This is a genomic window from Actinomycetes bacterium (genome assembly GCA_035506535.1).
Lineage (GTDB): Bacteria > Actinomycetota > Actinomycetes > DATJPE01 > DATJPE01 > DATJPE01.
On sequence record DATJPE010000030.1, the window covers coordinates 64,053 to 87,968 of the forward strand.

Annotated in this window: 26 protein-coding genes; 22 read left to right on the top strand and 4 right to left on the bottom strand. The window is 74.0% G+C overall.

The window, feature by feature from the left end; translation table 11 throughout:
• Positions 1–33: 33 nt before the first annotated feature.
• The 4 genes from VMI11_04670 to VMI11_04685 all read left to right on the top strand — a co-directional run bounded on the left by VMI11_04670 (position 34) and on the right by VMI11_04685 (position 3,786).
• Positions 34–765, top strand: coding sequence for a hypothetical protein (locus tag VMI11_04670; protein HTY71704.1), 732 nt, complete (start codon positions 34–36; stop codon positions 763–765).
• Positions 766–834: 69 nt separating this feature from the next.
• Positions 835–1,920, top strand: coding sequence for a chemotaxis protein CheB (locus VMI11_04675; protein HTY71705.1), 1,086 nt, complete (start codon positions 835–837; stop codon positions 1,918–1,920).
• A gap of 7 nt (positions 1,921–1,927) precedes the next feature.
• Entirely contained in the window at positions 1,928–3,346 is a 1,419-nt protein-coding gene (locus VMI11_04680; protein HTY71706.1) for a CheR family methyltransferase, read from the top strand.
• The gene (locus VMI11_04685; GenBank protein ID HTY71707.1) at positions 3,343–3,786 is read left to right on the top strand and encodes a chemotaxis protein CheW; all 444 of its coding nucleotides are present in this window, start codon (positions 3,343–3,345) and stop codon (positions 3,784–3,786) included. The genes VMI11_04680 and VMI11_04685 overlap by 4 nt, the downstream gene beginning before the upstream one ends.
• 3 nt (positions 3,787–3,789) lie before the next feature.
• Here the strand turns inward: VMI11_04685 and disA are convergent, their stop codons facing one another.
• The 3 genes from disA to VMI11_04700 all read right to left on the bottom strand — a co-directional run bounded on the left by disA (position 3,790) and on the right by VMI11_04700 (position 7,150).
• Positions 3,790–4,848 (bottom strand): DNA integrity scanning diadenylate cyclase DisA, encoded by a 1,059-nt coding sequence (gene disA / locus VMI11_04690; GenBank protein ID HTY71708.1) that lies wholly within the window; start codon positions 4,846–4,848, stop codon positions 3,790–3,792.
• 106 nt (positions 4,849–4,954) lie between these two features.
• Positions 4,955–6,343 carry a DNA repair protein RadA gene (radA, locus tag VMI11_04695; protein HTY71709.1) on the bottom strand — a complete coding sequence of 463 codons (1,389 nt, stop codon included), beginning with the start codon at positions 6,341–6,343 and terminating at the stop codon, positions 4,955–4,957.
• A 54-nt stretch (positions 6,344–6,397) separates the two neighbouring features.
• Entirely contained in the window at positions 6,398–7,150 is a 753-nt protein-coding gene (locus tag VMI11_04700) for a hypothetical protein (protein ID HTY71710.1), read from the bottom strand.
• A 54-nt stretch (positions 7,151–7,204) separates the two neighbouring features.
• On the opposite strand from VMI11_04700, the gene VMI11_04705 reads away from it, so the two are divergent.
• The 9 genes from VMI11_04705 (at position 7,205) to VMI11_04745 (ending at position 14,281) form a co-directional block, all read left to right on the top strand.
• Entirely contained in the window at positions 7,205–8,134 is a 930-nt protein-coding gene (locus VMI11_04705; protein ID HTY71711.1) for a Ppx/GppA phosphatase family protein, read from the top strand.
• A complete protein-coding gene (locus tag VMI11_04710; protein ID HTY71712.1) occupies positions 8,131–8,958 on the top strand; it encodes a sugar phosphate isomerase/epimerase in 828 nt (275 codons plus the stop codon). Before VMI11_04705 ends, VMI11_04710 begins: the two co-directional genes overlap by 4 nt.
• A 35-nt stretch (positions 8,959–8,993) precedes the next feature.
• Complete coding sequence (locus VMI11_04715) at positions 8,994–9,923, top strand: proline dehydrogenase family protein (GenBank protein ID HTY71713.1); 930 nt, start codon at positions 8,994–8,996, stop codon at positions 9,921–9,923.
• A gap of 9 nt (positions 9,924–9,932) precedes the next feature.
• Positions 9,933–10,739, top strand: a complete 807-nt coding sequence (gene proC / locus VMI11_04720) for a pyrroline-5-carboxylate reductase (GenBank protein HTY71714.1) — start codon at positions 9,933–9,935, stop codon at positions 10,737–10,739.
• 1 nt (position 10,740) lies between these two features.
• Positions 10,741–11,802, top strand: a complete 1,062-nt coding sequence (locus VMI11_04725; protein ID HTY71715.1) for an acetoin utilization protein AcuC — start codon at positions 10,741–10,743, stop codon at positions 11,800–11,802.
• 97 nt (positions 11,803–11,899) lie between these two features.
• Entirely contained in the window at positions 11,900–12,100 is a 201-nt protein-coding gene (locus VMI11_04730) for a helix-turn-helix domain-containing protein (protein HTY71716.1), read from the top strand.
• A 104-nt stretch (positions 12,101–12,204) separates the two neighbouring features.
• Positions 12,205–12,303, top strand: coding sequence for an AURKAIP1/COX24 domain-containing protein (locus VMI11_04735; GenBank protein HTY71717.1), 99 nt, complete (start codon positions 12,205–12,207; stop codon positions 12,301–12,303).
• Between the two features lie 5 nt (positions 12,304–12,308).
• Positions 12,309–13,331: an NAD-dependent epimerase/dehydratase family protein gene (locus tag VMI11_04740; GenBank protein ID HTY71718.1), complete on the top strand. Its 1,023-nt coding sequence runs from the start codon at positions 12,309–12,311 to the stop codon at positions 13,329–13,331.
• Complete coding sequence (locus VMI11_04745; protein HTY71719.1) at positions 13,328–14,281, top strand: lysophospholipid acyltransferase family protein; 954 nt, start codon at positions 13,328–13,330, stop codon at positions 14,279–14,281. Before VMI11_04740 ends, VMI11_04745 begins: the two co-directional genes overlap by 4 nt.
• Positions 14,282–14,345: 64 nt before the next feature.
• On the opposite strand, the gene VMI11_04750 is transcribed toward VMI11_04745, so the two are convergent.
• Positions 14,346–15,215 (bottom strand): HAD-IB family hydrolase, encoded by an 870-nt coding sequence (locus VMI11_04750; GenBank protein ID HTY71720.1) that lies wholly within the window; start codon positions 15,213–15,215, stop codon positions 14,346–14,348.
• Positions 15,216–15,244: 29 nt separating this feature from the next.
• Between VMI11_04750 and VMI11_04755 the strand changes: the two genes are divergently transcribed.
• From VMI11_04755 to hemB, 9 genes are all read left to right on the top strand, one after another.
• Positions 15,245–15,523, top strand: coding sequence for a glutaredoxin family protein (locus tag VMI11_04755; protein ID HTY71721.1), 279 nt, complete (start codon positions 15,245–15,247; stop codon positions 15,521–15,523).
• A gap of 34 nt (positions 15,524–15,557) precedes the next feature.
• Positions 15,558–16,415, top strand: a complete 858-nt coding sequence (efeU, locus tag VMI11_04760; protein HTY71722.1) for an iron uptake transporter permease EfeU — start codon at positions 15,558–15,560, stop codon at positions 16,413–16,415.
• On the top strand, positions 16,412–16,783 hold the full coding sequence (locus VMI11_04765) for a cupredoxin domain-containing protein (protein HTY71723.1): 372 nt from the start codon (positions 16,412–16,414) through the stop codon (positions 16,781–16,783). Before efeU ends, VMI11_04765 begins: the two co-directional genes overlap by 4 nt.
• Positions 16,780–18,006, top strand: coding sequence for an iron uptake transporter deferrochelatase/peroxidase subunit (gene efeB / locus VMI11_04770; GenBank protein HTY71724.1), 1,227 nt, complete (start codon positions 16,780–16,782; stop codon positions 18,004–18,006). The genes VMI11_04765 and efeB overlap by 4 nt, the downstream gene beginning before the upstream one ends.
• Positions 18,007–18,330: 324 nt before the next feature.
• On the top strand, positions 18,331–18,993 hold the full coding sequence (locus VMI11_04775) for a redox-sensing transcriptional repressor Rex (protein HTY71725.1): 663 nt from the start codon (positions 18,331–18,333) through the stop codon (positions 18,991–18,993).
• Positions 18,990–20,315, top strand: a complete 1,326-nt coding sequence (locus tag VMI11_04780) for a glutamyl-tRNA reductase (protein ID HTY71726.1) — start codon at positions 18,990–18,992, stop codon at positions 20,313–20,315. The genes VMI11_04775 and VMI11_04780 overlap by 4 nt, the downstream gene beginning before the upstream one ends.
• Positions 20,312–21,226: a hydroxymethylbilane synthase gene (gene hemC / locus VMI11_04785; protein ID HTY71727.1), complete on the top strand. Its 915-nt coding sequence runs from the start codon at positions 20,312–20,314 to the stop codon at positions 21,224–21,226. The genes VMI11_04780 and hemC overlap by 4 nt, the downstream gene beginning before the upstream one ends.
• An 8-nt stretch (positions 21,227–21,234) precedes the next feature.
• A complete protein-coding gene (locus VMI11_04790) occupies positions 21,235–22,836 on the top strand; it encodes a bifunctional uroporphyrinogen-III C-methyltransferase/uroporphyrinogen-III synthase (GenBank protein ID HTY71728.1) in 1,602 nt (533 codons plus the stop codon).
• A 1-nt stretch (position 22,837) separates the two neighbouring features.
• A complete protein-coding gene (gene hemB, locus VMI11_04795) occupies positions 22,838–23,857 on the top strand; it encodes a porphobilinogen synthase (protein HTY71729.1) in 1,020 nt (339 codons plus the stop codon).
• Positions 23,858–23,916: the final 59 nt, after the last annotated feature.

Below are 23,916 nucleotides of genomic sequence, written 5' to 3' on the forward strand. Positions count from 1 at the left end.
CCGCGCGCCCCCGCGCCCCCCTAGCCTGCAGGCATGAGCTCGCTGCTCAGGCCGGTCGGCCCGCACCCGCCCGGGGTGTACTGGGTGCGTCGGCTGGTCGCGCTGGTGCTGGTCGTGGCCGTGCTGCTGATCCTCTTCTGGCTCTGGGGTGCGCTCACTGGAGGCGGCGGGTCGCCGAGCGCGGGACCATCCACGTCAGTCTCGACCTCGGCGACGGGCCTCGGCAGCTCACCGCCGTTCTCCAGCCCGCCGGCCAGCCCGACCCCGAGCCACTCGCACTCCCCCTCCGGCTCGCCGAGCGCCAAGCCGACGCACACCGGCTCGGCGAAGCCGACCTCCTCGAGCAAGCCGACGACGTCCCCGAACGCCTCGGTGAAGCCCTGCGCCGACAGCGCGATCACGGTCACGGCGTCCACCGACGCGAAGTCCTATCCGGCCGGCATCGACCCGAAGCTGTCCCTGAGCGTGCGAAACACCGGCAAGACGACGTGCACCCGTGACGTCGGCCAGATCGCTCTCGAGCTGCGCATCGCCACCGCCGCTGGTGCGCACGTGTGGTCCTCCGACGACTGCGCGCCGGGCGGCCCGCACGACGTGGTCACCCTCAAGCCCGACCAGGTGTTCAGAACCGGGGTGGTGTGGAGCCGGACGACCTCCAAGCCCGGCTGCCCGGGCGGGCAGCCGAAGGCGCCGACCGGCAGCTACGTCCTGACCGGACGCAACCTCACGCTCACCAGCCCGGCAGTGGACTTCCAGCTGCTCTGAGCGACCTCAAGCAACGCCCGCGTCGACCCGACACCTTCGAGGGGGAGATCCCGCGGACGAGGAGGTCGGGTGCCGGCGCTTGGTCCCGCGCCCGTCCAGGGCGGCGGGGAACGATCACCGGAGGCTCTCTCGGTCGTCGTCGTCGCGGGCACCCAGGTCAGGCAGCGCCAGCTCGAGCGCCTCCTCAGCGGGCCGGGGTTCCTCGTCGGCGGCGGCGCGAAGGACGCCGCCTCCGCCGAGCAGCTGGTACGTGACGTACGGCCCGCCGCCGTCCTCGTCGACCTGGACCTGTTCGCAGGCGGCCTCGAGGTGATCGAGGGCATCATGGCCCGCTACCCCACCCCCATCGTCGTGTCCGGCGCCGCCGCGGAGCACCCCGAGGCGGCGCTCGCCGCGGGCGCGGTCGATGTCGTCGGCGGGCTGGACGTGCCGCCCGCGTCGCCGGCGTACGCGGAGGTGTTGCGACGCCATCTCAGCCTGGCCAGCCGGGTGCGCGTGATCACCCATCCCCGCGCACGACTTCGCTCCAGGTCGTCCGCGCTCACCCCGCTGGCGCCGCGCCGGCAACGCACGTGCGTCGTCGCCGTCGGTGCGTCGACCGGCGGGCCGCCCGCCCTGGCGACGCTGCTCGGCGACCTCCCTGCCGACCTCCCCGCCGCGGTCGTCGTCGTCCAGCACATGGCCGAGGGCTTCGTCGAGGGTCTCGCGCGATGGCTGGACGGGGTCTGCCCGCTGCCGGTCGTCGTCGCCGTCGACGGCGAGCGCCTCCGTGCGGGCACGGTCTACCTCGCCCCGGCAGGATTCAACCTGCTCGTCCGCCCCGGCCTGCGGCTGGCCCTCGCGGAGCCGCCCCCGACGCAGTACAACGTCCCGGGGGTGGACGCGACGTTCGCGAGCGTCGCCGACGTCGTGGGGCCGAGCGCCGTGGGCGTGCTGCTGACCGGGATGGGTCGCGACGGCGCGATGGGGCTCAGCCGCATGCGTACGGCCGGGGCGTTCACCATCGGCCAGGACGAGGCCACGTCGGTGGTCTGGGGCATGCCGGCCGCCGCCCAGGCGCTGGACGCGGTCGACCTCGAGCTGCCCCTTCCCGCCATCGCGGCCAACGTGGTCCGCGCGGTCTCGCGGGTCGCCCCGGTCGCGGAGGAAGCGTGAGAGCCCCGTGACCGACGAGGAGTTCCACGCACTGCGTGCGTACCTGCGGCGCACCGCGGGGCTGGAGTTCGACGACACCCGGCGCGTCTCGCTCAACCACGTCGTCGGGGAGCGGCTGCGCGCCTCAGGGGCCTCCGACGTCGCGAACTACCTCGCGCGCCTCGACCGGCCGGCCGGCGCCGCCGAGCGCCAGCTCCTGCTCGACGGGGTGACCGTCCAGGAGACCTTCTTCCACCGCGCTCGCCCGCAGATCGCCGCCCTGCGCCACCACCTGCTGCCGGACGTGCTGCGACGAGCCGTTCGGGAGGGTCGGCGAGCCACCATCTGGAGCGCCGGCTGCAGCACCGGCGAGGAGGCCTACACCCTCGCCATGCTGGCCCTCGAGGCAGCCGACGCCGTCCCGGACGCCCCGCCGGTCCGCGTGGTCGGCACCGACGTGTCCAGCGCCGCCCTCGATGTCGCGCGCGCGGCCCGCTACGGGGGCCGCAGCATCGAGCTGGCCGAGCCCGGCGCGGTCGCGCGCTGGCTGCGCCCGGCCGGCAACCGCGCGTACGTCGTCCGCGACGAGGTCCGCGCCCTCGTGGAGTTCGCCCATCACAACCTGGTCACCGACCCGGTCCCGTTCCCCCCGGGCACCGTCGACCTCGTGGTCTGCCGCAACGTGACCATCTATTTCTCCCGCGAGACGACCAAGTCCCTCGTCGAGCGCTTTCGCGACGCCCTCATCCCCGAGGGCTGGCTGCTCATGGGACCCGCCGAGACGCTGTGGCAGCTCACCGACGCCTTCACGCTGGTACCGACCGGCGAGGCCTTCGCCTACCGGCCGCTCCCCGCCCCGGTGCCGGCGCCGCGACCGACGCCTCGGGCGGCCCCGACGAGGCCGCCGGCGCCGGCCCGCCCTGCCGCGGCGGCCCTGCTGCGCACCTTCGGCCGCAACGTGGCGAGCCGGCCGAGCCTTCGGCGGCAGGATCAGGTCGACGCGCCCGACCTCCTCGCCAAGGCGCGGGCCGCGCTCGAGGCGGCCGACTACGAGCGGGCCGCCGACCTGGCCGACCAGGCCGTGGGCGTGGACCCGCTGCTCACCGAGGCATACGTCGTCTGCGGCGAGGCGCGCGCGGCGCTCGGACGCGACGCCGAGGCGCTCCAGCCGCTGGGACGAGCGGTCTACCTCGACCAGCACGCCGGGCACGCGTGGTTCCTGCTCGCAGGCTCGCTGGCCCGGACCGGCGACCGGGGCGGTGCGGCGCGGGCGTACCGGGCCGCGGCCGACGGGCTGCGGCAGGCGCCGGCCGACGCGGTACGCCGGCTGCTGGACGGCGCCCCGGTCGAGCAGCTGGTTCAGTTGTGCCGCCGCCTTGCCGACGACCTGGAAGGACCGGTCGAGCACGCCGGGGCCGAGGACAAGCCGCTGCGGAGGGGTGCGTGAGCAGCTACCTGACCTTCCGGATGGGCACCCGGGTGCTCGCCGCCCCGCTGGACCAGGTCCGCGAGGTCGTCCGGGCGGCCGGGGTCGAGGCGCTCGCCGGGGTGCGCGCGCCGGTGACCGGGCTGCTCGAGCTGCGCGGGCAACCCCTGCCCGTCGTGGACCTGCGCACGATGCACGACGACGACGACCTCGGGGACGTCATCGTCGTCACCGGGGCCGATGAGGGGCCGATCGGCCTCGCCGTCGACAAGGTGGTCTCGGTGGTGCCGGGGGACAGTCTCGATGCCGACGAGGCCGGCCTGCCGCTCGGCCTGCCGGCCTACGTCCTCGAGGTGCTGCGCGGAGCCGACAGCGACCGCCCGGTCTTCCTCGTGGATCTCCGCGTGCTCGCCGGCGTGGCGGCACCTGCCGGCCCACCGCAGCGCCCGGCGCGGGCCTGAGCGCTACACGTAGCGCTCGAGGATGCTCGACTCGGCGAGCCGTGAGAGCCCCTCGCGAACCGTCCTGGCCCGGCTCTCGCCGACGCCCTCGACCGCCTGGAGGTCGTCGATGCCGGCGGCCAGTAGCCGCTGCAGCCCGCCGAAGTGGTCGACCAGACGCTCGATGACGAGACCGGGCAGGCGAGGCACCTTCGCGAGCAGCCGGAAGCCACGGGGGCTGACCGTGGAGTCAAGCGCGTCGGGGCCGGCGCCGTAGCCGAGGGCGCGAGCCACCGCGCCGAGGTCGATGAGCTCGGTGCTGTCCAGCCCGTCGAGGTCCCGCAGCACGTCGTCGACGTCGCGCTGGCGTCGACCCGACTGCGGCGGCAGGTAGTCACGGGCGACGAGCTCCCGGTCGGTCTCGACGCCCGCGACGAGCTCGTCGAGCTGGAGCGAGAGCAGCCGCCCGTCAGTCCCCAGCTCCACGACGTAGCCCTCGATCTCTCCGGCGATCCGGCGGACCATCTCCAGCCGCTGCGCGACCGAGGCGACGTCGCGGACGGTGACCAGGTCCTCGATCTCCAGCGCGGACAGGGTCCCGGCGACCTCGTCGAGGCGCAGCTTGTACCGCTCGAGGGTGGCCAGTGCCTGGTTGGCCCGCGAGAGGATCGCCGCGGAGTCCTCGAGGACGTGGCGGCGCCCGTCGACGTAGAGCGCGATGAGCTGCATCGACTGGCTCACCGAGATGACCGGGAAGCCGGTCTGGCGCGCCACGCGCGCCGCGGTCCGGTGGCGGGTACCGGACTCGTCGGTGGGGATGGTCGGGTCGGGCACCAGCTGGACGTTGGCTCGCACGATGCGGGTCGCGTCCTCGTCGAGGATCACCGCGCCGTCCATCTTCGCCAGCTCGCGCACCCCGGTCGAGGAGAACGGCACGTCCAGGTGGAAGCCACCGGAGCACAGCGCCTCGACGCCGCGGTCGTAGCCGAGCACGATGAGGGCTCCGGTCCGACCGCGCAGGATCCGTTCGAGACCGTCGCGCAGCGGCGTCCCGGGCGCGACCGCGGCCAGGGTGTGGCGCAGCTTGGGTGGCGGGTCGCGATCCAGCTGACCTGGCATGAGGCCGCCCTCCCGTGTCCGCCGCGCCGGGACGCCGCGCCGGCGGTCTTGCCACATCTGCGGCGCGAGTCTATCGACGGCCGGGGGAGGTGGCTTCCGCAGCGAGACAGACGGCGGCCCCCACCGTCGCAACCGGGTGTAGCCGCATGCCGTCGGGAGTGCTGACGTCCTCTGGCGGCAGGATCGCATGGGTGAATCCGAGCCGGGCCGCCTCGGCGAGGCGCCGGGAGGTCCCGGGGACGCGGCGGACGTCGCCGGCCAGCCCCACCTCACCGACGACGACGGTGCCCGGTGGGACCGGCACTCCGGAGACCGCGGAGGCGACGGCCAGGCACAGTGCCAGGTCGGCGGCCGGCTCGACGATGCGCATCCCGCCCACGGTCGCCGCGTAGACGTCGGTGCCCCCCGCACCGGGGTTGGTGGGCCGCGGGAGGGCTACGCCGACGACCCGTTCGAGGACGGCCAGCAGGAGCGCGACCCGGTTGCCGTCCAGGCCGGAGGTCGCCCGCCGGGGGCTCGGGCCGAGGGCCGGGACGACGAGCGCCTGCACCTCGGCGACCAGCGGCCGGCGGCCCTCCAGCGTCACCGTGACGCAGGTCCCCGGGTCGGGGGAGAGCCGCGACCCCGACACGAACAGGCCGCTGGGGTCGGCGAGGCCGTGGATGCCGTCGTCGCCGAGCTCGAAGCAGCCGACCTCGTCGGCGGGGCCGAAGCGGTTCTTGACCGCACGGACCATGCGCAGCGTGGAGTGGCGGTCGCCCTCGAAGCTGAGCACGACGTCGACGAGGTGCTCGAGCAGCCGTGGGCCGGCGATGGAACCGTCCTTGGTCACGTGGCCCACGAGGACCACGGCCATGGCGCGCGTCTTGCCCAGCCGGGTCAGCGCCGCGGCGACCTCGCGGACCTGGGTGACCCCGCCCGGCGTGCCGTCGACCGCGTCGCTCCCGACGGTCTGCACGGAGTCGACCACCAGGAGGGTGGGACGCAGCGCCTCCACGTGGGCGACGACCGCGCCGAGGTCGGTCTCCGCCGCCAGGTACAGGTGCGGGTCGAGGGCCCCCGTGCGTCCGGCGCGCAGCCGGACCTGACCGGCCGACTCCTCGCCGGAGACGTAGAGCACCGGGGTGGTCGGCGAGGCGAAGCGGGCCGCGGCCTCCAGCAGCAGGGTCGACTTGCCCACCCCCGGCTCGCCGGCCAGCAGGACGACCCCGCCCGGCACCAGCCCGCCGCCCAGCACGCGGTCGAGCTCGGCGACGCCGGTGGGCCGGGCCAGCGACTCCTCGACGGCGACGTCGTGGATGCGCCTGGCCGGCGCGCTCACCCGGCCCGGTCCGCGCCCGGCCGGCCTCGCGGTGGCATCGACGCTGCCCCATGCCTGGCACTCACCGCAGCGGCCGACCCACTGGGTGGTCTGCCACCCGCACTCCGCGCAGCGGTATGCCGCCGACCCCTTCGCCATGGCTCGCAGGCTAGGGCGCGCCACCGACAGCCCGGCTGCGACAGACCGAGCCGCTCAGGACTTGCGCCGCCGCCGACCGGGGTCGGCCGGATGCGGGGCCACCGTCGGCCGGCTGGCCAGGTGAGCCTCACAGTGCGTGACCAGGGCGTCGTAGGCGGGCCGGCCCATGAGCGCGACCAGCTCGGGGCCGTTGGAGACGTACACCGGCTCGCTCCCCACGTGGGCGTCGGTGTTGCCCGAGCAGTACCAGTCGAGGTCGTGCCCACCGGGGCCCCAGCCCCTGCGGTCGTACTCCCCGATGCTCACCTGCTGGACCGTCGTTCCGTCGGGTCGCTCGATGGTGTCGTAGGTCCGCCGGATCGGCAGCTGCCAGCACACGTCCGGCTTGGTCTCCAGCGGGTGCCGCCCGGTCCGCAGCGCCAGGGCGTGCAGCGCGCAGCCGTAGCCGCCCGGGAAGTCCCGGTCGTTGAGGAACACGCACCCACCGTCGACGACGCGCGTCTTGCGGGCGCCGTCCTCGTCCTTCTCCACCAGCTTGCGGGTCGTGTGCTTCTGCCACTCGGCGGCGGTGAGCTTGCGGGCGAAGCGCATCACCCGCTTCTCGTCGGCCTTGTCCGAGAAATGCGCACCGAGCGAGCAGCAGCCGTCGTCGGGACGCTCGGCCAGGATCCCCCGGCAGCCGGACCCGAAGACACAGGTCCACCGCGAGGTCAACCAGGTCAGGTCGCAGCGAAACCAGCGCGACTCATCGGCGGGGTCGAGGAACTCGACATAGGCACGCGGGAAGTCCAGGGGCACCTCAGGCACCGGGCCACCCTAGGTCCAGCGCGGGGCGCGGTCGGCGGGCGGTAGCGTCAGGGCATGAGGCTGGGCGTGCTGGACGTCGGCTCGAACACCGTTCACCTGCTGGTGGTCGACGCCCACGCGGGCGCCCCGCCCACCCCGGCGCACTCGTCCAAGACCGAGCTCCGCCTCTCCGAGCTCCTCGACGACGACGGCCGCATCTCCTCGGACGGTACGAAGCGGCTGATCGGCTTCGTCACGGCGGCCCTGTCCGCCGCCGAGGACAAGGGTGTCGAGGAGGTGCTCGCCTTCGCCACCTCGGCGATCCGCGAGGCACCCAACGGCGACGACGTCATCAAGCGGCTGCAGAAGGACACGGGGGTGCCCCTCGAGGTGCTCAGCGGTGAGGACGAGGCGCGGCTGACCTTCCTCGCCGTGCGCCGCTGGTACGGCTGGTCGGCCGGGCGGCTGCTCGTCCTCGACATCGGAGGGGGCTCGCTCGAGGTCGCCACGGGTACCGAGGAGGACCCGGACGCCGCGATCTCCGTGCCCCTCGGCGCCGGGCGCCTCACACGGGACCTCCTCCCGGGGGACCCGCCCAGCCCGGAGGACGTACGCGCCGCGCGCAAGCACATCCGCACCACCTTCGCCCGCGACCTGCGGCTGGTGACCCGTGGCGGCGAGCCCGACCGGGTGGTCGGGACGTCCAAGACCTTCCGCTCCCTCGCGCGGATCACCGGGGCTGCTGCGTCCGGTGAAGGCCCGTACGTCCACCGGCGGCTGCGCCACGCCGACCTCGGCGAGATGCTGCCCAGCCTGGCCAGGATGACCGCCGCTGAACGCGCCAACCTGCCGGGGGTGTCCGCCGGGCGGGCTCGCCAGCTGCTCGCCGGCGCCCTCGTCGCCGACGCGGCCATGGACCTGCTGGGTATCGGCGAGGTGCACATCTGCCCGTGGGCGCTTCGCGAGGGCGTCATCCTGCGCTACCTGGACCGCCTGGACTCGTGACGCCGGCCCCACCTCCCCAGCAGCCCGCCGTCCGCGTCCCCGCCGCGCGGGTCGCCCTGTCCACCGCCTCGGTCTACCCCGAGCCGGTACCGGTGGCCTTCGAGCTCGCTGCCCGGCTCGGCTACGACGGCGTCGAGCTGATGGTGTTCACCGACGCCGTGTCGCAGAGCCTCGACGCGGTCCGCCGCCTCTCCGACGAGTACGCCGTGCCCGTCCTCGCCGTCCACGCGCCGTGCCTGCTCGTGACGCAGCGGGTGTGGGGCACCGACCCGTGGCTGAAGCTCGAGCGCGCACGCGCAGCCGCCGAGGCGTTCGGGGCGCCGACCGTCGTGGTCCACCCCCCGTTTCGCTGGCAACGCGACTACGTCCGTGCCTTCGTCGAGGGGATCGAGCGGATGGCGTCGGAGACCGATGTCCGCTTCGCCGTGGAGAACATGTACCCGTGGCGTGCCCGCAGCCGCGAGATCCAGGCCTATGCCCCGGCCTGGGACCCCACCGACTCCGACTTCAGCGACGTGACGCTGGACCTGTCGCACACCGCGGTGTCGGGCTCCGACGCGCTGGTCATGGCCCGGGGGCTCGGCGACCGGCTGGCGCACGTCCACCTCGCGGACGGCTCCGGGTCGGCGAAGGACGAGCACCTGGTCCCCGGCCGCGGCACCCAGCGCTGTGCAGAGGTGCTCGGCCACCTCGCCGAGACCGGGTTCGACGGGACGGTGGTCCTCGAGGTGTCCACCCGGCGCGCGCCGACCCGCGCGGTGCGCGAGGCCGATCTCATGGAGGCGCTGGCCTACGCCCGGCTCAACCTCGCGGCTGCCGCGTAGCCTGGGCGCGCATCCGCTCCCCTGGAGGTTTCGTGCTGCTTCGCGCCCCGCTGCTAGGGCTCTCGCGCAGCGCCGGGGTGCGCCGGCTGGTCGAGGGTGCTCCGCTCTCCCGTTCGGTCGTGTCGCGCTACGTGGCCGGCGCCACCGCCGACGACGCCGTACGAGCGACCCGTGTCCTCACCGACTCCGGCCTGCTGGTCACCCTCGACCACCTCGGGGAGGACACCCTCGACGCGCAGCAGGCGGACGCCGCGCGCGAGGCGTACGTGGTCCTCCTCCGGGCCCTGGACGAGGAGGGTCTGACCGGGCGTGCCGAGGTCTCGGTCAAGCTCAGCGCGATCGGCCAGGCGCTGCCCGGCGACGGCGAGCGGGTGGCCCTGGACAACGCCCGGGCGATCTGCGCTGCCGCCGCGGCGACGGGCACGACCGTCACGCTGGACATGGAGGACCACACCACGACGGACTCGACCCTGTCCGTGCTGGGCGAGCTGCGTCGCGAGTACCCGAGCACCGGCGCCGTCATCCAGGCCTACCTGCGGCGAAGCGTCGCGGACTGCCGCGACCTCGCGAGCGAGGGCTCGCGCGTCCGGCTGTGCAAGGGGGCCTACGACGAGCCGGAGGCGGTCGCCTACCGCGACCCGCACGACATCGACACCGCGTACGTGCGCTGCCTGCGGGTGCTCATGGCCGGCCCGGGCTACCCGATGGTGGCCACGCACGACCCGACCCTCATCGAGATCGCCGGTGCGCTCGCGGTCCGGGAGGGCCGGCGCCCGGACAGCTACGAGTTCCAGATGCTCAACGGGGTGCGCCCGGACGAGCAGCGGCGGCTGGTGGCCAAGGGCGAGAAGGTGCGGGTCTACCTGCCGTACGGCCAGGAGTGGTACGGCTACCTGGTCCGCCGGATGGCCGAGAAGCCGGCCAACCTCGGGCTGTTCGTCCGGTCCCTCGTCTCGCACGGCTGAAGGGGAGCCATGGGTCAACAGATCGCGGTCTTCGGCGGCGGTGTCATGGGTGAGGCGCTGCTCTCGGGGCTGGTCCGCTCGGGAATCGGCCCGGACCGTCTCGTGGTCACCGAGCGCCGAGGCGACCGGGCGGCCGAGCTGCACGAGCGCTACGGCGTCACGGTCGTCGACAACGCCGAGGCCGCCGCCTCCGCCGACACCCTGGTCCTGGTGGTCAAGCCGCAGGACATGACGGCGCTGCTCGACGAGCTGGCCCCGGCCATCCGTCCCGGCGCCCTCGTGGTCTGCCTCGCGGCAGGCATCACCACGGCGTTCCTCGAGGAGCGGCTGCCCGCCGGCACACCGGTCGTGCGCGTGATGCCGAACACCCCCGCGCTGGTCGACGAGGGGATGGCCGCCATCTCGCCCGGCCTGCACTGCGACGAGTCCCACCTCGAGGAGGCCGAACAGCTGCTGAGCGCCGTCGGCAAGGTCGTGCGGGTCGCGGAGAAGCACCAGGATGCGGTGACCGCGATCAGCGGATCCGGGCCGGCCTACATCTTCTATGTCGTCGAGGCGATGATCGAGGCCGGCGTCCTCCTGGGCCTGCCCCGCGCCACGGCGAACGACCTGGTCGTGCAGACCCTCGTCGGCGCCGCGAAGATGCTCAAGGAGACCGGCGAGCACCCGACGGTGCTGCGCGAGAACGTGACGTCCCCGGCGGGCACGACGGTGGCCGCGCTGCGCGCCCTGGACGACCACAAGGTGCGGGCCGCCTTCCTCTCGGCGATGGAGGCGGCCCGGGACCGGTCCCGGGAGCTCGCGGCGGGCGACTGAGATGAGCGGCCGGGCCGCGTTCGTGTGGAGCGACGCGCTCGCGGCGTACGACCTCGGTCCGGGGCACCCGCTGGCGCCCGTCCGCGTCGAGCTCGCCGCCCACCTGTGCCGTGCCCTGGGCCTGCTCGACGGGGTCGACGTCGTGGAGCCCGACGGCGACGGGGAGGCGCTGCTCGGGCTGGTGCACGACCGTGACTACGTCGCCGCCGTCCGGGAGGCCGGCCGTAGCGGGCGGACGGACCTCGCGCGCGGTCTCGGCACGCCGGACAACCCGGTCTTCCCGGGGATGCACGACGCGTCGGCGCTGGTGGTCGGGGCGACCGCCGCCGCGGTCCGTGCGGTCCTCGACGGGCGTGCCGACCATGCCGTGAACCTGGCCGGCGGGCTGCACCACGCGATGGCCGGCCGGGCGTCGGGGTTCTGCGTCTACAACGACGTCGCCGTCGGGATCGCGGTGGCGCTCTCGCGCGGGGTCGAGCGCATCGCCTACGTCGACGTCGACGTGCACCATGGCGACGGCGTGGAGGCTGCCTTCTGGGACGACCCTCGGGTCCTGACCATCTCGCTGCACGAGTCGGGTCGCACCCTGTTCCCCGGGACCGGGGACGTGAGTGACGTCGGCGGCCCGCATGCCCGCGGCTCCGTGGTGAACGTGCCGCTGCCGGCGGGGACGGGCGACGCCGGCTGGCTCGAGGCCTTCCGTGCGGTGGTCCCCGAGCGGGTGGCTGCCTTCCGGCCGCAGCTGCTCGTCACCCAGGCGGGCTGCGACACCCACCGCCTGGACCCGCTGGCCCATCTGGAGCTGACCGTCGACGGCCAGCGCGAGAGCTACCTGGCGCTGCACGAGCTCGCGCACGAGCACGCCGGCGGTCGCTGGGTGGCCACCGGCGGCGGCGGGTACGCGGTCGTCGACGTCGTGCCGCGAGCGTGGGCGCACCTCGTCGGCGTGGTCACCGGACGCCCGGTGGCGCCGTCGGCCCGGGTCCCCGAGGCCTGGCGGGCCGAGGTCCGCGCCCGGTTGGGGCGTGACGCCCCGATCACGATGACCGACCACCGGTTTTGAGGTTCCGCCCCGGGCCCGCACCGGGCGTCACTACCATGGCGCGCAACGACGGCGCCTCGAGAAGCGTCGCTGAACAGTCAGGGGACGGGTCGGGGCCATGGCGGGTGACACCGAGCTTGCCGAGATGCGCTTCCTCACCGTCGCCGAGGTGGCCGCGAAGATGCGGGTCTCCAAGATGACGGTCTACCGGCTGGTGCACTCCGGCGAGCTGCCCGCGGTGCGGGTGGGTCGTTCGTTCCGTGTCCCCGAGCAGGCTGTGGCCGACTACCTGCGCGACTCCTTCGTCGAGGCCGGCTGACGCCTGCGGGCCCGCTGCCGCGTCCCGCTCCCGCTCCGAGCCGGGCTGATCCGGCTCCCGTCCGCCGCGGGTACCCTGACCCCACCGACGATCGAAGGAGAGCCGTGGGCTCCGTCATCAAGAAGCGCCGGAAGCGAATGGCGAAGAAGAAGCACCGCAAGCTGCTCAAGAGGACTCGCGTCCAGCGGCGCAACAAGAAGTAGCCCCCATGCGCGTCGTCCTCGTCACCGGCGTGTCCCGCTACCTCGGCGGTCGCTTCGCCCGAGAGCTGGCGAGCGACCCAGCGGTGGAGCGCGTCGTCGGCGTTGACGTCGTACCGCCCGTGGACAGCCTCGGCGCGGCCGAGTTCGTGCGAGCGGACATCCGCAACCCGGTGATCGCCAAGGTGATCGCCTCCGCCGACGTGGACACCGTCGTGCACATGAACGTCATCGCCACCCCCCAGTCGATGGGTGGACGCACGCTCATGAAGGAGGTCAACGTCATCGGGACGATGCAGCTGCTCGCGGCGTGCCAGAAGGCCTCCAGCGTGCGCAAGCTCGTCGTCAAGTCCTCCTCCACCGTCTACGGCGCCTCGCCCAAGGACCCGGCGCTGTTCACCGAGGAGATGGAGCCGCGAGCCCTCCCGCGGTCCGGGTTCGCCAAGGACTCCGTCGAGGTCGAGGGGTACGTGCGTGGCTTCTCCAGGCGCCGCCCCGACGTGGTCGTCGCCACGCTCCGCTTCGCCAACTGCCTGGGTCCGGGCGTCCGAACGCCGATGTCGGCGTACTTCGAGCTGCCGGTCATCCCGCGCATCCTCGGCTTCGACCCGCGGCTGCAGTTCGTGCACGAGGACGACATGATCGAGTGCCTTCGCCGGTGCACGCTCGAGGACCACCCGGGGACGTACAACGTCGCCGGCGACGGGGTCCTGACCCTGTCCCAGGCCGCTCGACGGACCGGCAAGCCGACGGTCTCCATGCCAGGGACACTGCTCTCGGCGCTCGGCGGCTTCGGCCGCCGGACGCGGCTGGTGGACTTCTCGCCGGAGCAGATGTCCTTCCTCACCTACGGCCGCGGCATCGACACCCGCCGGATGCGCGACCGAGTCGGGTTCGCACCGCACTGGACCACTGCCGCCACCTTCGCGGAGTTCGTACGATCCCGTGACATGCGCGGTCCGCTGGAGTCCGAGCGCCTCGAGGCGATCGAGGACCGCGTGCTCGACGTCCTGGCAGGGGGCCGGCGATGAGCGCCCGTGTGATCCCGCTGCGTTCGGACGACGGACCCGACCCGACGCCCGAACCGCCTCCCGAGGCCGTCGACGACGAGGTGCTGGAGGCCGACGACTCCGGCGAGCCGTCAGTTCTCGAGCAGCGGCTGGCGGGCGCGGTGGCGTTCCTGCGGCGCCGGGTGACCGGCGAGTACGAGGTCGACGACTTCGGCTACGACCCCGAGCTCACTGACGCGGTGCTGCTCGCGATGCTGCGGCCTCTGTACCGCAACTGGTTCCGGGTCGAGGTGCGCGGGATCGAGAACATCCCGTCCGAGGGTGGCGCCCTCCTCGTCGCCAACCACTCCGGCACGATCGCTGTCGACTCGCTCATGACGCAGATCGCGGTGCTGGACGAGCACCCTGCCCACCGCTCCCTTCGCCTGCTCGGCGCCGACCTGGTGTTCAGCCTGCCGATCGTGAGCGAGTTCGCGCGCAAGTCCGGGGCGACCCTCGCGTGCACCGAGGACGCCGAGCGGCTGCTGCGCGGCGGTGAGGTCGTCGGTGTGTGGCCGGAGGGCTTCAAGGGGATCGGCAAGCCCTTCAGCGAGCGCTACAAGCTGCAGCGCTTCGGCCGCGGCGGCTTCGTGTCCGCGGCGCTGCACTGCAAAGTGCCGATCATCCCGGTGTCGATCGTGGGTGCCGAGGAGACCTTCCCGATGATCGGCAACATCAAGCCGCTGGCCCGGCTGCTGGGGCTGCCATACGTGCCGGTCACCCCGACCTTCCCCTGGCTGGGGCCGCTCGGGCTGGTCCCGCTCCCGAGCAAGTGGATCATCGAGTTCGGCGCCCCGATCCCCACGGACGCCTTCCCCGACGGCTCGGCCGAGGACCCGATGCTGGTGTTCAACCTCACCGACCAGGTCCGCGAGACCATCCAGCACTCGCTCTATCAGCTCCTCATGCGCCGCCGGTCGGTGTTCTTCTAGCCCAGGTTCGGTCCAGCCAAGGCTTCTCCCAGCCCAGGCTTCTCCGGCCCAGGCTTCGTCCGCCTCAGTCGCGGCGGCGGCGGCGGTCCACGGCCACCGCGGCGACCACCAGCCCCGCCACGGCCCCCGCCGCCGCCGCGGCGGGCAGGCCGACCCTGGCCGCCTTGCGTCCGGTGCGGTAGTCCTCGACCGGCCAGCCCAGGTCGCGCGCGTGCTGGCGCAGCCTCTTGTCGGGGTTAACCGCGCACGGGTGGCCGACGAGGGAGAGCATCGGGATGTCGTTGCTGGAGTCCGAGTACGCCGCGCAGCGGGACAGGTCCAGCCCCTCGCGTTCGGCCAGGGCCCGGACGGCCTCGGCCTTCGCCGGGCCGTGCAACGGCCGGCCGACCAGCCGCCCGGTGTAGACCCCGTCGACGGTCTCCGAGACCGTCCCCAACGCCCCGGTCAGCCCCAGCCGTTTGGCGATGATCGTCGCCAGCTCCACCGGCGCCGCGGAGACCAGCCACACCCGCTGCCCCGCGTCGAGGTGGCTTCGGGCGACGGCCAGCGTCTGCGGGTAGACCTTGCCGACGATCCGATCGTCGAAGATGTCCCTGCCCAGCTGCACGATCTCGCTGACCTGGTGGCCCTTGACGAAGGACAGGGCGATCTCGGTGGCGTCGGCCATGTCGCCGGCGTCCTCCGCGCCCGAGAGGCGGAACTTCACCTGATCGACGACGAAGCCGGTCGCGTCGCGCGTGGAGAAGAAGCGCCGCTTCGCCAGGCCCATCGCGAGATGGAAGATCGACGCCCCGCGCACGATCGTGTTGTCGATGTCGAAGAAGGCCGCGGCCGTCGGATCCGGCGGGGCGGCGAGCACCGCGGCGACCTCGGCAGCCGCGGCTGCGGCCTTGCCGGCCAGGACCGCTGGAGCCAGGGCCTCGGGTCGGTTCACGGCTCGGAGCGTATGCCACACTCCGCCGCGTGAGCGCCCTCGGCTGGGCGGCCGGTGGCCGCCGGGAGGACGTACGGGTCCGCGTGCTCGGCCGTCCCGGCTGCCACCTGTGCGAGGACGCGGTGGCCGTCGTGTCCCAGGTCTGCGCCGACCTCGGCGTCGGCTGGGACGAGCTGGACGTGAGCGGGGACCCCGCGCTGCTCGACCGCTACGCCGAGGAGGTGCCGGTCGTCCTGGTCGACGGCGAGGTGCTGGGCTACTGGCGGGTCTCACCCGACCGGCTGCGGGCGGCCCTCCTCGTGACGTAGGTTAGGCTTGCCTAACTTCGGTGAGGAGGCCGCCGTGCTGCCGTCGTTCGTGATCTGCCTTCGCGAGGGCCTCGAGGCCTCCCTCATCGTCGGGATCATCGCCGCCTTCCTCGGCAGCCGCGGCAGGTCCGACGCGCTGCGGTGGGTATGGCTCGGCGTCGGGGCGGCGGTCGCGCTCTGCCTCGCGGTCGGGCTCGGCCTGCACGCGCTGTCGCGCGACCTGCCGCAGCGCCAGCAGGAGGGGCTGGAGACCGTCATCGGGCTGCTGGCGGTGAGCCTGGTCACCTACATGATCGTCTGGATGCGTCGGCACGCCCGCGGCCTCAAGAGACACCTGGAGGGCAGTGCCGCGGGCGCGCTGGCCAGCGGGTCGGCCCGCGCCCTGGTCGTGATGGCCTTTCTCGCGGTGCTGCGCGAGGGCTTCGAGACCGCGGTCTTCCTGCTCGGCCTCCTGCAGGAGTCGACGATCCAGCCGGCGGCGGCGATCGTCGGCGGGCTGCTCGGCCTTGGGCTGGCCGCGGCCCTCGGGTACGGCATCTACCGCGGCGGCGTACGGCTCGACCTCGCGCGCTTCTTCCGGGTCACCGGCGCGGTCCTCGTCATCGTCGCCGCGGGCCTGCTCATGACCGCGTTCCGGACCGCCCACGAGGCCGGCTGGCTCAGCGTCGGGCAGGCCCAGGCCCTCGACCTGACCTGGCTCGTCCACCCCGGCACCACCTGGTCGGCGATGCTCACCGGGATCCTCGGCATCACGGCGTACCCGACCGTCCTCGAGGTCGCGGTCTGGCTGCTGTACGCCGTGCCGATGCTGGTGCTCGTCTTCTGGCCCACCCGGCGCCCCCCTCGGCCCGCCGAGGCCCCTACTCCCGCCCCGGCCCCGGTGGGCGCATGATCCGGCCGCTCCTCGTCGGGCTGCTCGCGGCCACGGCGCTGGCCGGCTGTTCGAAGGCCCCCAGCACGCCGACGGCGTCCGCCGCAGGGGGTCCGGCGCAGGTGAGCATCGTGGCCACCTCGGTCGGCTGTGCGCCGTCCCCGGCGACGCTGCCGGCCGGGCCGATGACCTTCACCGTCCGCAACGACGGGGCGCCCGCCGTCTCCGAGGTCGAGCTGCAGCAGGGCGGGCGCATGCTCGGCGAGAAGGAGAACCTCGTGCCCGGGCTCGGGGGGAGCTTCTCGTTGCGGCTCGGCCAGGGGACGTACACGGTCTACTGCCCCGGCGCCAAGGCGCCGCGTTCGAGCTTCGTGGTGACGCCCTCGTGAGCACGCGGATCTCCCGGCGCCGGCTGCTGGGGATCGGCGCGGGTGTCACCGGCGCCGCGGTGACGGGTGCGGTGCTCGCCACGCACCTGCCGCGGGCGGATGCCGACGCCGGGGCCGAGGAGCCCTTCCACGGTGAGCACCAGGCCGGCATCGCGACGCCGGCGCAGGACCGCCTGGTGTTCGCGGCCTTCGACGTCGTCACGTCCGACCGGGGCGAGCTGCGCGAGATGCTGCGCGAGTGGACCGCAGCCGCTGCCGCGATGGCGGCAGGGCGAGCCGTGCCCGGCGGGAGCACCAACCCGCTGGCACCCCCCGCCGACACGGGCGAGGCGCTAGGGCTGCCCGCCGCCCACCTGACGGTGACGCTGGGCTTCGGTCCGACGCTCTTCGACGGCCGCTTCGGCCTGGCGGCGTACCGCCCCGCCGCGCTGGCCGAGCTGCCGGCCCTGCCCGGCGACCAGCTCGAGCGGGCCCGCAGTGGGGGCGACCTCGGAGTCCAGGCCTGCGCGAACGATCCGGTCGTCGCGTTCCACGCCGTGCGCAACCTCGCCCGGCTGGGCCGCGGAACGGTGGTCGTGCGGTGGTCGCAGCTGGGCTTCGGACGTACGTCGTCGACGAGCCGCTCGCAGGCCACGCCGCGCAACCTCATGGGGTTCAAGGACGGCACCCGCAACGTCGTGGGCGAGGACGCGGCGGCCATGGATGCCCACGTGTGGGTGGGTGACGAGACCGACCAGTCGTGGATGCGGGGTGGCTCCTATCTGGTGGCCCGGCGGATCCGGATGCTCATCGAGGCGTGGGACCGCTCCTCCCTGCGCGACCAGCAGGACACGATCGGTCGGCTGAAGACGTCCGGCGCGCCGCTCACCGGTCGTGCGGAGCACGACGTCCCGGACTTCGTGGCGGCCACCCACGGCAGCCCGGTCATCCCGGCCAATGCGCACATCCGCCTGGCCAGTCCGGAGGAGAACGACGGGATCCGCATCCTGCGCCGCGGCTACTCCTACACCGACGGGATGGACCCGGTCACCGGCCAGCTCGACGCGGGGCTGTTCTTCCTCGCCTACCAGAAGGACCCCCGGACCCAGTTCGTCGCGCTGCAGCGCCGGCTCGGGGTCCACGACGCCCTCGGCGAGTACATCGAGCACACGGGGAGCGCGCTGTTCGCCTGCCCGCCGGGCGTCGCCCCCGGCCAGGCCTGGGGCGAGGCCCTCTTCGCCTGAGACCACCCCGTCCCCGCGCCTCCCGCGCCTCCCGCGCCTCCCCGCGCCTCCCCGCGCCTCCCCGCGCCTCCCCGACCCTGTAAGCCAGCCCGACCTTCCTTGGAATGAACGCGGCGTTCCTCCAATAGGTCCGCAGGAACGTCGCGTTCATTCGGAAGAGATCGGTGGAGCGGGGCGGGGTCGGGTGGGGCGGGGTCGGGTGGGGCTGGGCCGTGGTGCGAAGGGATGTCTCAGCGGACGGGACGGGCTGGGCGTGACTTTGTGCGGGCGTTCACAAGCGCCTAGGCTCGCCTGGTCGACAGGTACGGCCGCAGGGAGGCGCGCGTGACCGAGGTCCGCCCCGGCCGTGGCATCCCCGAGGCGACGGTCGCGCGGCTGCCCGTCTACCACCGGGCCCTCTCCGCGCTGGCGGACCGCGGCGTGGCCACCGTGTCCTCGGAGGAGCTGGCCGCGTCGGCCGGCGTCAACTCGGCGAAGCTGCGCAAGGACCTGAGCTACCTGGGGTCGTACGGCACCCGTGGCGTGGGCTACGACGTCGTCGACCTCCTCGACCACATCGGTCGCGTCCTCGGCCTCACCCAGGACTGGGCCGTGGTCATCGTCGGGGTCGGCAACCTCGGCCACGCCCTGGCCAACTACGGCGGTTTCGGCTCCCGGGGCTTTCGCGTGGTCGCCCTCGTCGACGCCGACCCCTCCCGCGAGGGCGAGCGGGTCGGGGACCTCGCCGTGCGGCCCCTCGCCGAGCTCGAGGACCTCGTGGCGCGGCTCGGCGTGAGCATCGGGGTGATCGCCACTCCCGCCAGCGCCGCGCAGCACGTCTGCGACCGGTTGGTGGCGGCCGGGGTCCGCAGCATCCTCAACTTCGCGCCGTTGGTGCTCTCCGTCCCGCGCGACGTCGGTGTGCGCAAGGTCGACCTGGCCACCGAGCTGCAGATCCTCGCCTTCCACGAGCAGCGGCGCAGCGAGCTGGTGGCGGTGGCGCCGTGACCGTCCTCGTCGTGGGGCTGTCCCACCGCAGCGCCCCCGTCCCGCTGCTGGAGCGCGTCGCGATTCCCGGCGAGGCGACGGGAGCCTTCGCGGCCGATGCCGCGGCCGCCGATCACGTCGCCGAGGCCGTCGTCGTCTCCACCTGCAACCGGGTCGAGACCTATGCCGCGGTCGACCGCTTCCACGGCGGCGTCGCGGCGCTGTCGGAGCAGCTGGCCCGCCGCGCCGGGGTGTCGCTGGACGAGCTCGCTCCCCATCTGTACGTCCACTTCGACGAACGAGCCGTCCAGCACCTGTTCTCCGTCGTCTGCGGCCTCGACTCCATGGTGGTCGGCGAGACCCAGATCCTCGGCCAGGTCCGGCAATCGCTGCGCCAGGCCCAGGAGCACGGCAGCGTGGGCAAGGTGCTGGGAGGGCTGTTCCAGGACGCCCTGCGGGTCGGGAAGCGGGCCCACGCCGAGACCGGGATCGACCACGCCGGGTCGCGTCTGGTGGCGGCGGCGCTCGGCCTGGCGGAGCAGACCCTCGGCCCAGTCGAGTCCACCCGCGTGCTGCTCGTCGGCGCCGGGTCGATGAGCGCGCTCGCCGGGGCGACCCTCCAGCGGGCCGGCGCACGGCGGTTCACCGTCGCCAACCGGACCCTCACGAACGCCCGGCGCCTGGCCGAGCGGCTGGCCGCGGACGCCGTCGGGCTGGACCACCTCGCCGAGGCCCTCGCGGAGGCGGACCTGGTCGTGTCCTCGACCGGGGCGGTCGGGTACGTCGTCGGCGCCGCTGACGTCGCTGCGGCCGGTGCCCGCCGTGCTACCTCGCCCGGGCGGCCGCAGGTGCTGCTCGACCTGGCACTGCCGCGCGACGTCGATCCCGCCGTCGAGAGCCTCGACGGGGTACGGGTCATCGACCTGGACCGACTGGGCAGCGTCCTCGCCGACGGCGAGACGGTCATCGACGTCGAGGCTGTTCGCGCGATCGTCACCGAGGAGGTGGCGCTCCACGCGGCGTCGCGCGCCATCGACCGGGTCGAGCCGACCGTGGTGGCGCTGCGGCGCCGCGCCGCGGACGTCGTCGCCTCCGAGCTGGCCCGGCTGGACGCCAAGCTGCCCGGGCTCGACCCCGCGGCGCGCGCCGAGGTCGAGCGCACCGTCAACCGCACCGTCGACAAGCTGCTGCACGAGCCGACGGTGCGCATCAAGGAGCTCGCGGCGTTCGGCGACGCGGGCGCCTATGCCCAGGCGCTGCATGCGTTGTTCGACCTGACGCCAGAGGCGCTCGAGGCTGTCGAACGAGTCGACGCCGTCCTGCCGAGCGAGACCCCGCGATGAGCGCACTGCGCCTCGGTACGCGCCGCAGCTCGCTCGCGCGCGCCCAGAGCGAGGCTGTCGCGACCGCCATCACGGCGGCCACCGGACGGCCGGTGCGGCTCGTGGAGGTCATCACCGAGGGCGACCGCTCCTCGGCGCCGCTCGCGTCCATCGGGGGGGCCGGCGTCTTCACGCACGCTCTGCGAGACGCGCTCCGCTCCGGCGAGGTCGACCTGGCCGTCCACTCCTACAAGGATCTGCCGACCGCGGCTGCGCCCGACCTGTGCGTCGCCGCGGTGCCCTCGCGCGAGGACCCTCGTGACGTCGTGGTGTCGCGCTCCGACGCCCCGCTCGCCGGCCTGCCGCGGGGGTCGCGGGTCGGCACCGGCTCCCCGCGGCGCGCCGCGCAGCTGCGCGCCCTCGGGTACGGGCTCGACGTGGTCGACCTACGCGGCAACGTCGACACCCGGCTGCGCAAGGTGGCCGACGGTGAGGTCGACGCGGTCGTGCTCGCCCGCGCCGGCCTAGCCCGCCTCGGGCGCCTCGAGGAGGTGAGCGAGGTCCTGGACGCCGACCGGATGCTCCCCGCGCCGGCCCAGGGGGCGCTGGCCCTGGAGTGCCGCGCGGACCGCGCCGACGTCCTCGCCGCGGCGGCGATCCTCGACGACCCCGCCACCCGGGCCGCCGTGACGGCCGAGCGTGCCGTGCTGGCCGCCCTGGAGGCGGGCTGCTCGGCCCCCGTGGGCGCCCTCGCCCACGTCACACACGACGCCCTGTCCCTGCGAGCCGTGGTCGTCGCCGTCGACGGCTCTCGGGCCGTACGTCTGTCCGCCACCGGAGCACCCAGTGAGGCGGAGGTGGTGGGACGCCGTCTCGCCGCCGCCCTCCTCGCCGAGGGCGCCGACGGCCTGATGGGAGAACGCATCCCGTGACCACGACCATGCCATCCTCGAACCGGCGCAAGAAGCCCCCGGTCGGCTCGGTGACCTTCGTCGGGGCCGGCCCGGGCGATCCCGCGCTGCTGACGCTGCGCGCCGTCGAGGCCCTCGCCCAGGCCGACGCCGTGGTGCTCGACACCCAGGCCCGCGAGCAGTTCCTCGTCCACGCGCGCCCCGACGTGCTGGTGCTCGACGCGGCACAGGGACCCGACGGGCTCCCCCTGGGCCGACGGACCAAGCTCGTGGTGGACGCGGCGAAGGCGGGACACGCTGTCGTGCGCCTGGTCGACGGCGACCCGGGACTCTTCGGCGGGCTGGCCGAGGAGGCCGCGGCCTGCGTCAAGGCGAACGTGCCCTTCGAGGTCGTGCCCGGCGTGAGCCCGGCGATCGCCGCGCCGGCGTATGCCGGGATCCCCCTGACGGACGCGCGCACGCACGCGGTGCACGTCGTCTCGGCCGAGGGGGTCCACGACTTCTCGGCGCACGCAGACCCGTCGACCACCGTCGTGGTCGTCTCGTCAGTGGCCGACGTGGACACCGTGGTCAAGGAGCTCCTGCGGGCCGGACGCGACCCGAACACCCCCTCGGCGGTCATCCGGATGGGCACCACCACCGAGCAGCGCACGGTGACCGCCGCCCTGGAGGACCTGCCGTCGGCGGCGCGGGCCGCGAAGCTGGCGCAGCCGGTGGTCACGGTCGTCGGGCCGACGGTGGCCCACCGAGAGACCCTGTCCTGGTTCGAGACGAAGCCGCTCTTCGGGTGGCGCGTGCTCGTACCGCGGACCAGGGAGCAGGCCGGAGAGCTCTCCGCCCGGCTGCGCCGCCACGGCGCGGTCCCCGACGAGGTCCCGACCATCTCGGTGGAGCCGCCGCGTGCCCCGCAGCAGATGGACCGCGCCATCCAGGGCCTGGTCTCCGGGCGCTACCTGTGGGTCGCGTTCACCTCGGTCAACGCCGTGCGCGCCATCCGCGAGAAGTTCGAGGAGTACGGGCTCGACGCCCGCGCCTTCGCCGGCATCAAGGTGGCCGCGGTGGGCGAGCAGACCGCCGCGGCGCTGCTCGCGTTCGGCGTGCGACCGGACCTGGTCCCGGCCGGGGAGCAGTCCTCGGCGGGGCTGCTGGAGGACTGGCCGGAGTACGACCGCCAGCTGGATCCGCTGGACCGGGTGTTCCTGCCGCGTGCCGACATCGCCACCGAGACTCTCGCCGCCGGTCTGGTCGAGCTGGGCTGGGAGGTCGACGACGTGACGGCGTACCGGACGGTCCGTGCCGCGCCCCCACCGGCCGCGACCAGGGACGCCATCAAGACGGGTGGCTTCGACGCCGTCGTCTTCACCTCCTCCTCCACGGTGCGCAACCTGGTCGGCATCGCCGGCAAGCCGCACGCCACGACGGTCATCGCCTGCATCGGCCCGCAGACCGCGAAGACGGCCGAGGAGCACGGCCTTCGCGTCGACGTCCTGGCCGACAAGCCCTCGGTGGTCGGCCTGGCGGATGCGCTGGCGGCGTACGGGGCCGCGCAGCGCCTCTCGGCGCTCGAAGCCGGCGAGGTGACCTGGCGTCCCTCCCAGCGGCGCGGCAACGCACGGCGCAAGGCGACCTGAGTTGTCAGACGTCGCGGGCGCCGGAGCGCACGCAACGCCGGACAGCTTCCCGGCGTTGCGCGGCCGGCGGTTGCGGCGTACGGCCGCCTTGCGGCGGCTCGTCGCGCAGACGGCGCTGGACCCCGGCGACCTCGTGCTGCCCCTGTTCGTGAAGGAGGGGATCGCCGAGCCGGTGCCGGTCGCGTCGATGCCCGGCGTGCTGCAGCACACCCGTGACTCGCTGCGCAAGACGGCCCACGACGCGGTGGAGGCGGGCGTCGGTGGGCTCATCCTCTTCGGGATCCCGGCCGCCAAGGACGCACGCGGGTCCCAGGCCGACGATCCCCAGGGCGTCGTCCAGGTCGCACTGCGCGACCTGGCCGCCGACCTCGGCGATGCCACCGTGGTCATGGCCGACCTCTGCCTGTGCGAGTACACCGACCACGGCCACTGCGGACCCCTGAGCGCTGCCGGCGAGGTCGACAACGACGCGACGCTGCAGCGCTACGCCTCCGTCGCCCTGGCGCAGGCGGACGCCGGGGCGCACGTGATCGCCCCGTCGGGCATGCAGGACGGCCAGGTCGCGGCGATCCGCGCCGCGCTCGACGGTGCCGGGTTCGCCGAGGTCCCCGTGCTCGCCTACGCGGCCAAGTACGCCTCCGCGTTCTACGGTCCCTTCCGCGAGGCCGCGGAGTCGACGCCGGCCTTCGGGGACCGCCGGGCCTACCAGATGGACTCCGCGAACGCCCGTGAGGCGCTGCGCGAGGTCCGGCTGGACCTGGCGGAGGGCGCGGACGCGGTGATGGTCAAGCCGGCGCTGCCCTACCTCGACGTGGTGCGGCAGGTCGCCGACACCGTCGACGTACCCGTCTTCGCCTACCAGGTCTCGGGGGAGTACGCGATGCTCGAGGCGGCGGCCGCGAACGGGTGGTTGGACCGCGATCGCGCCATCCTGGAGACCCTCACCGCCATCCGTCGCGCCGGCGCCGACGTGGTGCTGACCTACTGGGCCACCGAGGTGGCGCGCGCGCTCCGGTCCTGACGCCGGTCGCCGCGCCCTCCTCCTCCACATGTGGCGGCCTTTCCGTCATTCCACGAGGC

Excerpts from the sequence above, each read along its gene's own strand:
- radA (HTY71709.1), bottom strand. The coding sequence starts at position 6,343 with ATGGCGAAGGGGTCGGCGGCATACCGCTGCGCGGAGTGCGGGTGGCAG.
- VMI11_04765 (HTY71723.1), top strand. The coding sequence starts at position 16,412 with ATGATCCGGCCGCTCCTCGTCGGGCTGCTCGCGGCCACGGCGCTGGCC.
- VMI11_04705 (HTY71711.1), top strand. The coding sequence starts at position 7,205 with ATGAGGCTGGGCGTGCTGGACGTCGGCTCGAACACCGTTCACCTGCTG.
- VMI11_04740 (HTY71718.1), top strand. The coding sequence starts at position 12,309 with ATGCGCGTCGTCCTCGTCACCGGCGTGTCCCGCTACCTCGGCGGTCGC.
- VMI11_04745 (HTY71719.1), top strand. The coding sequence starts at position 13,328 with ATGAGCGCCCGTGTGATCCCGCTGCGTTCGGACGACGGACCCGACCCG.
- hemC (HTY71727.1), top strand. The coding sequence starts at position 20,312 with ATGAGCGCACTGCGCCTCGGTACGCGCCGCAGCTCGCTCGCGCGCGCC.
- VMI11_04725 (HTY71715.1), top strand. The coding sequence starts at position 10,741 with ATGAGCGGCCGGGCCGCGTTCGTGTGGAGCGACGCGCTCGCGGCGTAC.
- VMI11_04670 (HTY71704.1), top strand. The coding sequence starts at position 34 with ATGAGCTCGCTGCTCAGGCCGGTCGGCCCGCACCCGCCCGGGGTGTAC.
- proC (HTY71714.1), top strand. The coding sequence starts at position 9,933 with ATGGGTCAACAGATCGCGGTCTTCGGCGGCGGTGTCATGGGTGAGGCG.
- VMI11_04790 (HTY71728.1), top strand. The coding sequence starts at position 21,235 with ATGCCATCCTCGAACCGGCGCAAGAAGCCCCCGGTCGGCTCGGTGACC.
- VMI11_04730 (HTY71716.1), top strand. The coding sequence starts at position 11,900 with ATGGCGGGTGACACCGAGCTTGCCGAGATGCGCTTCCTCACCGTCGCC.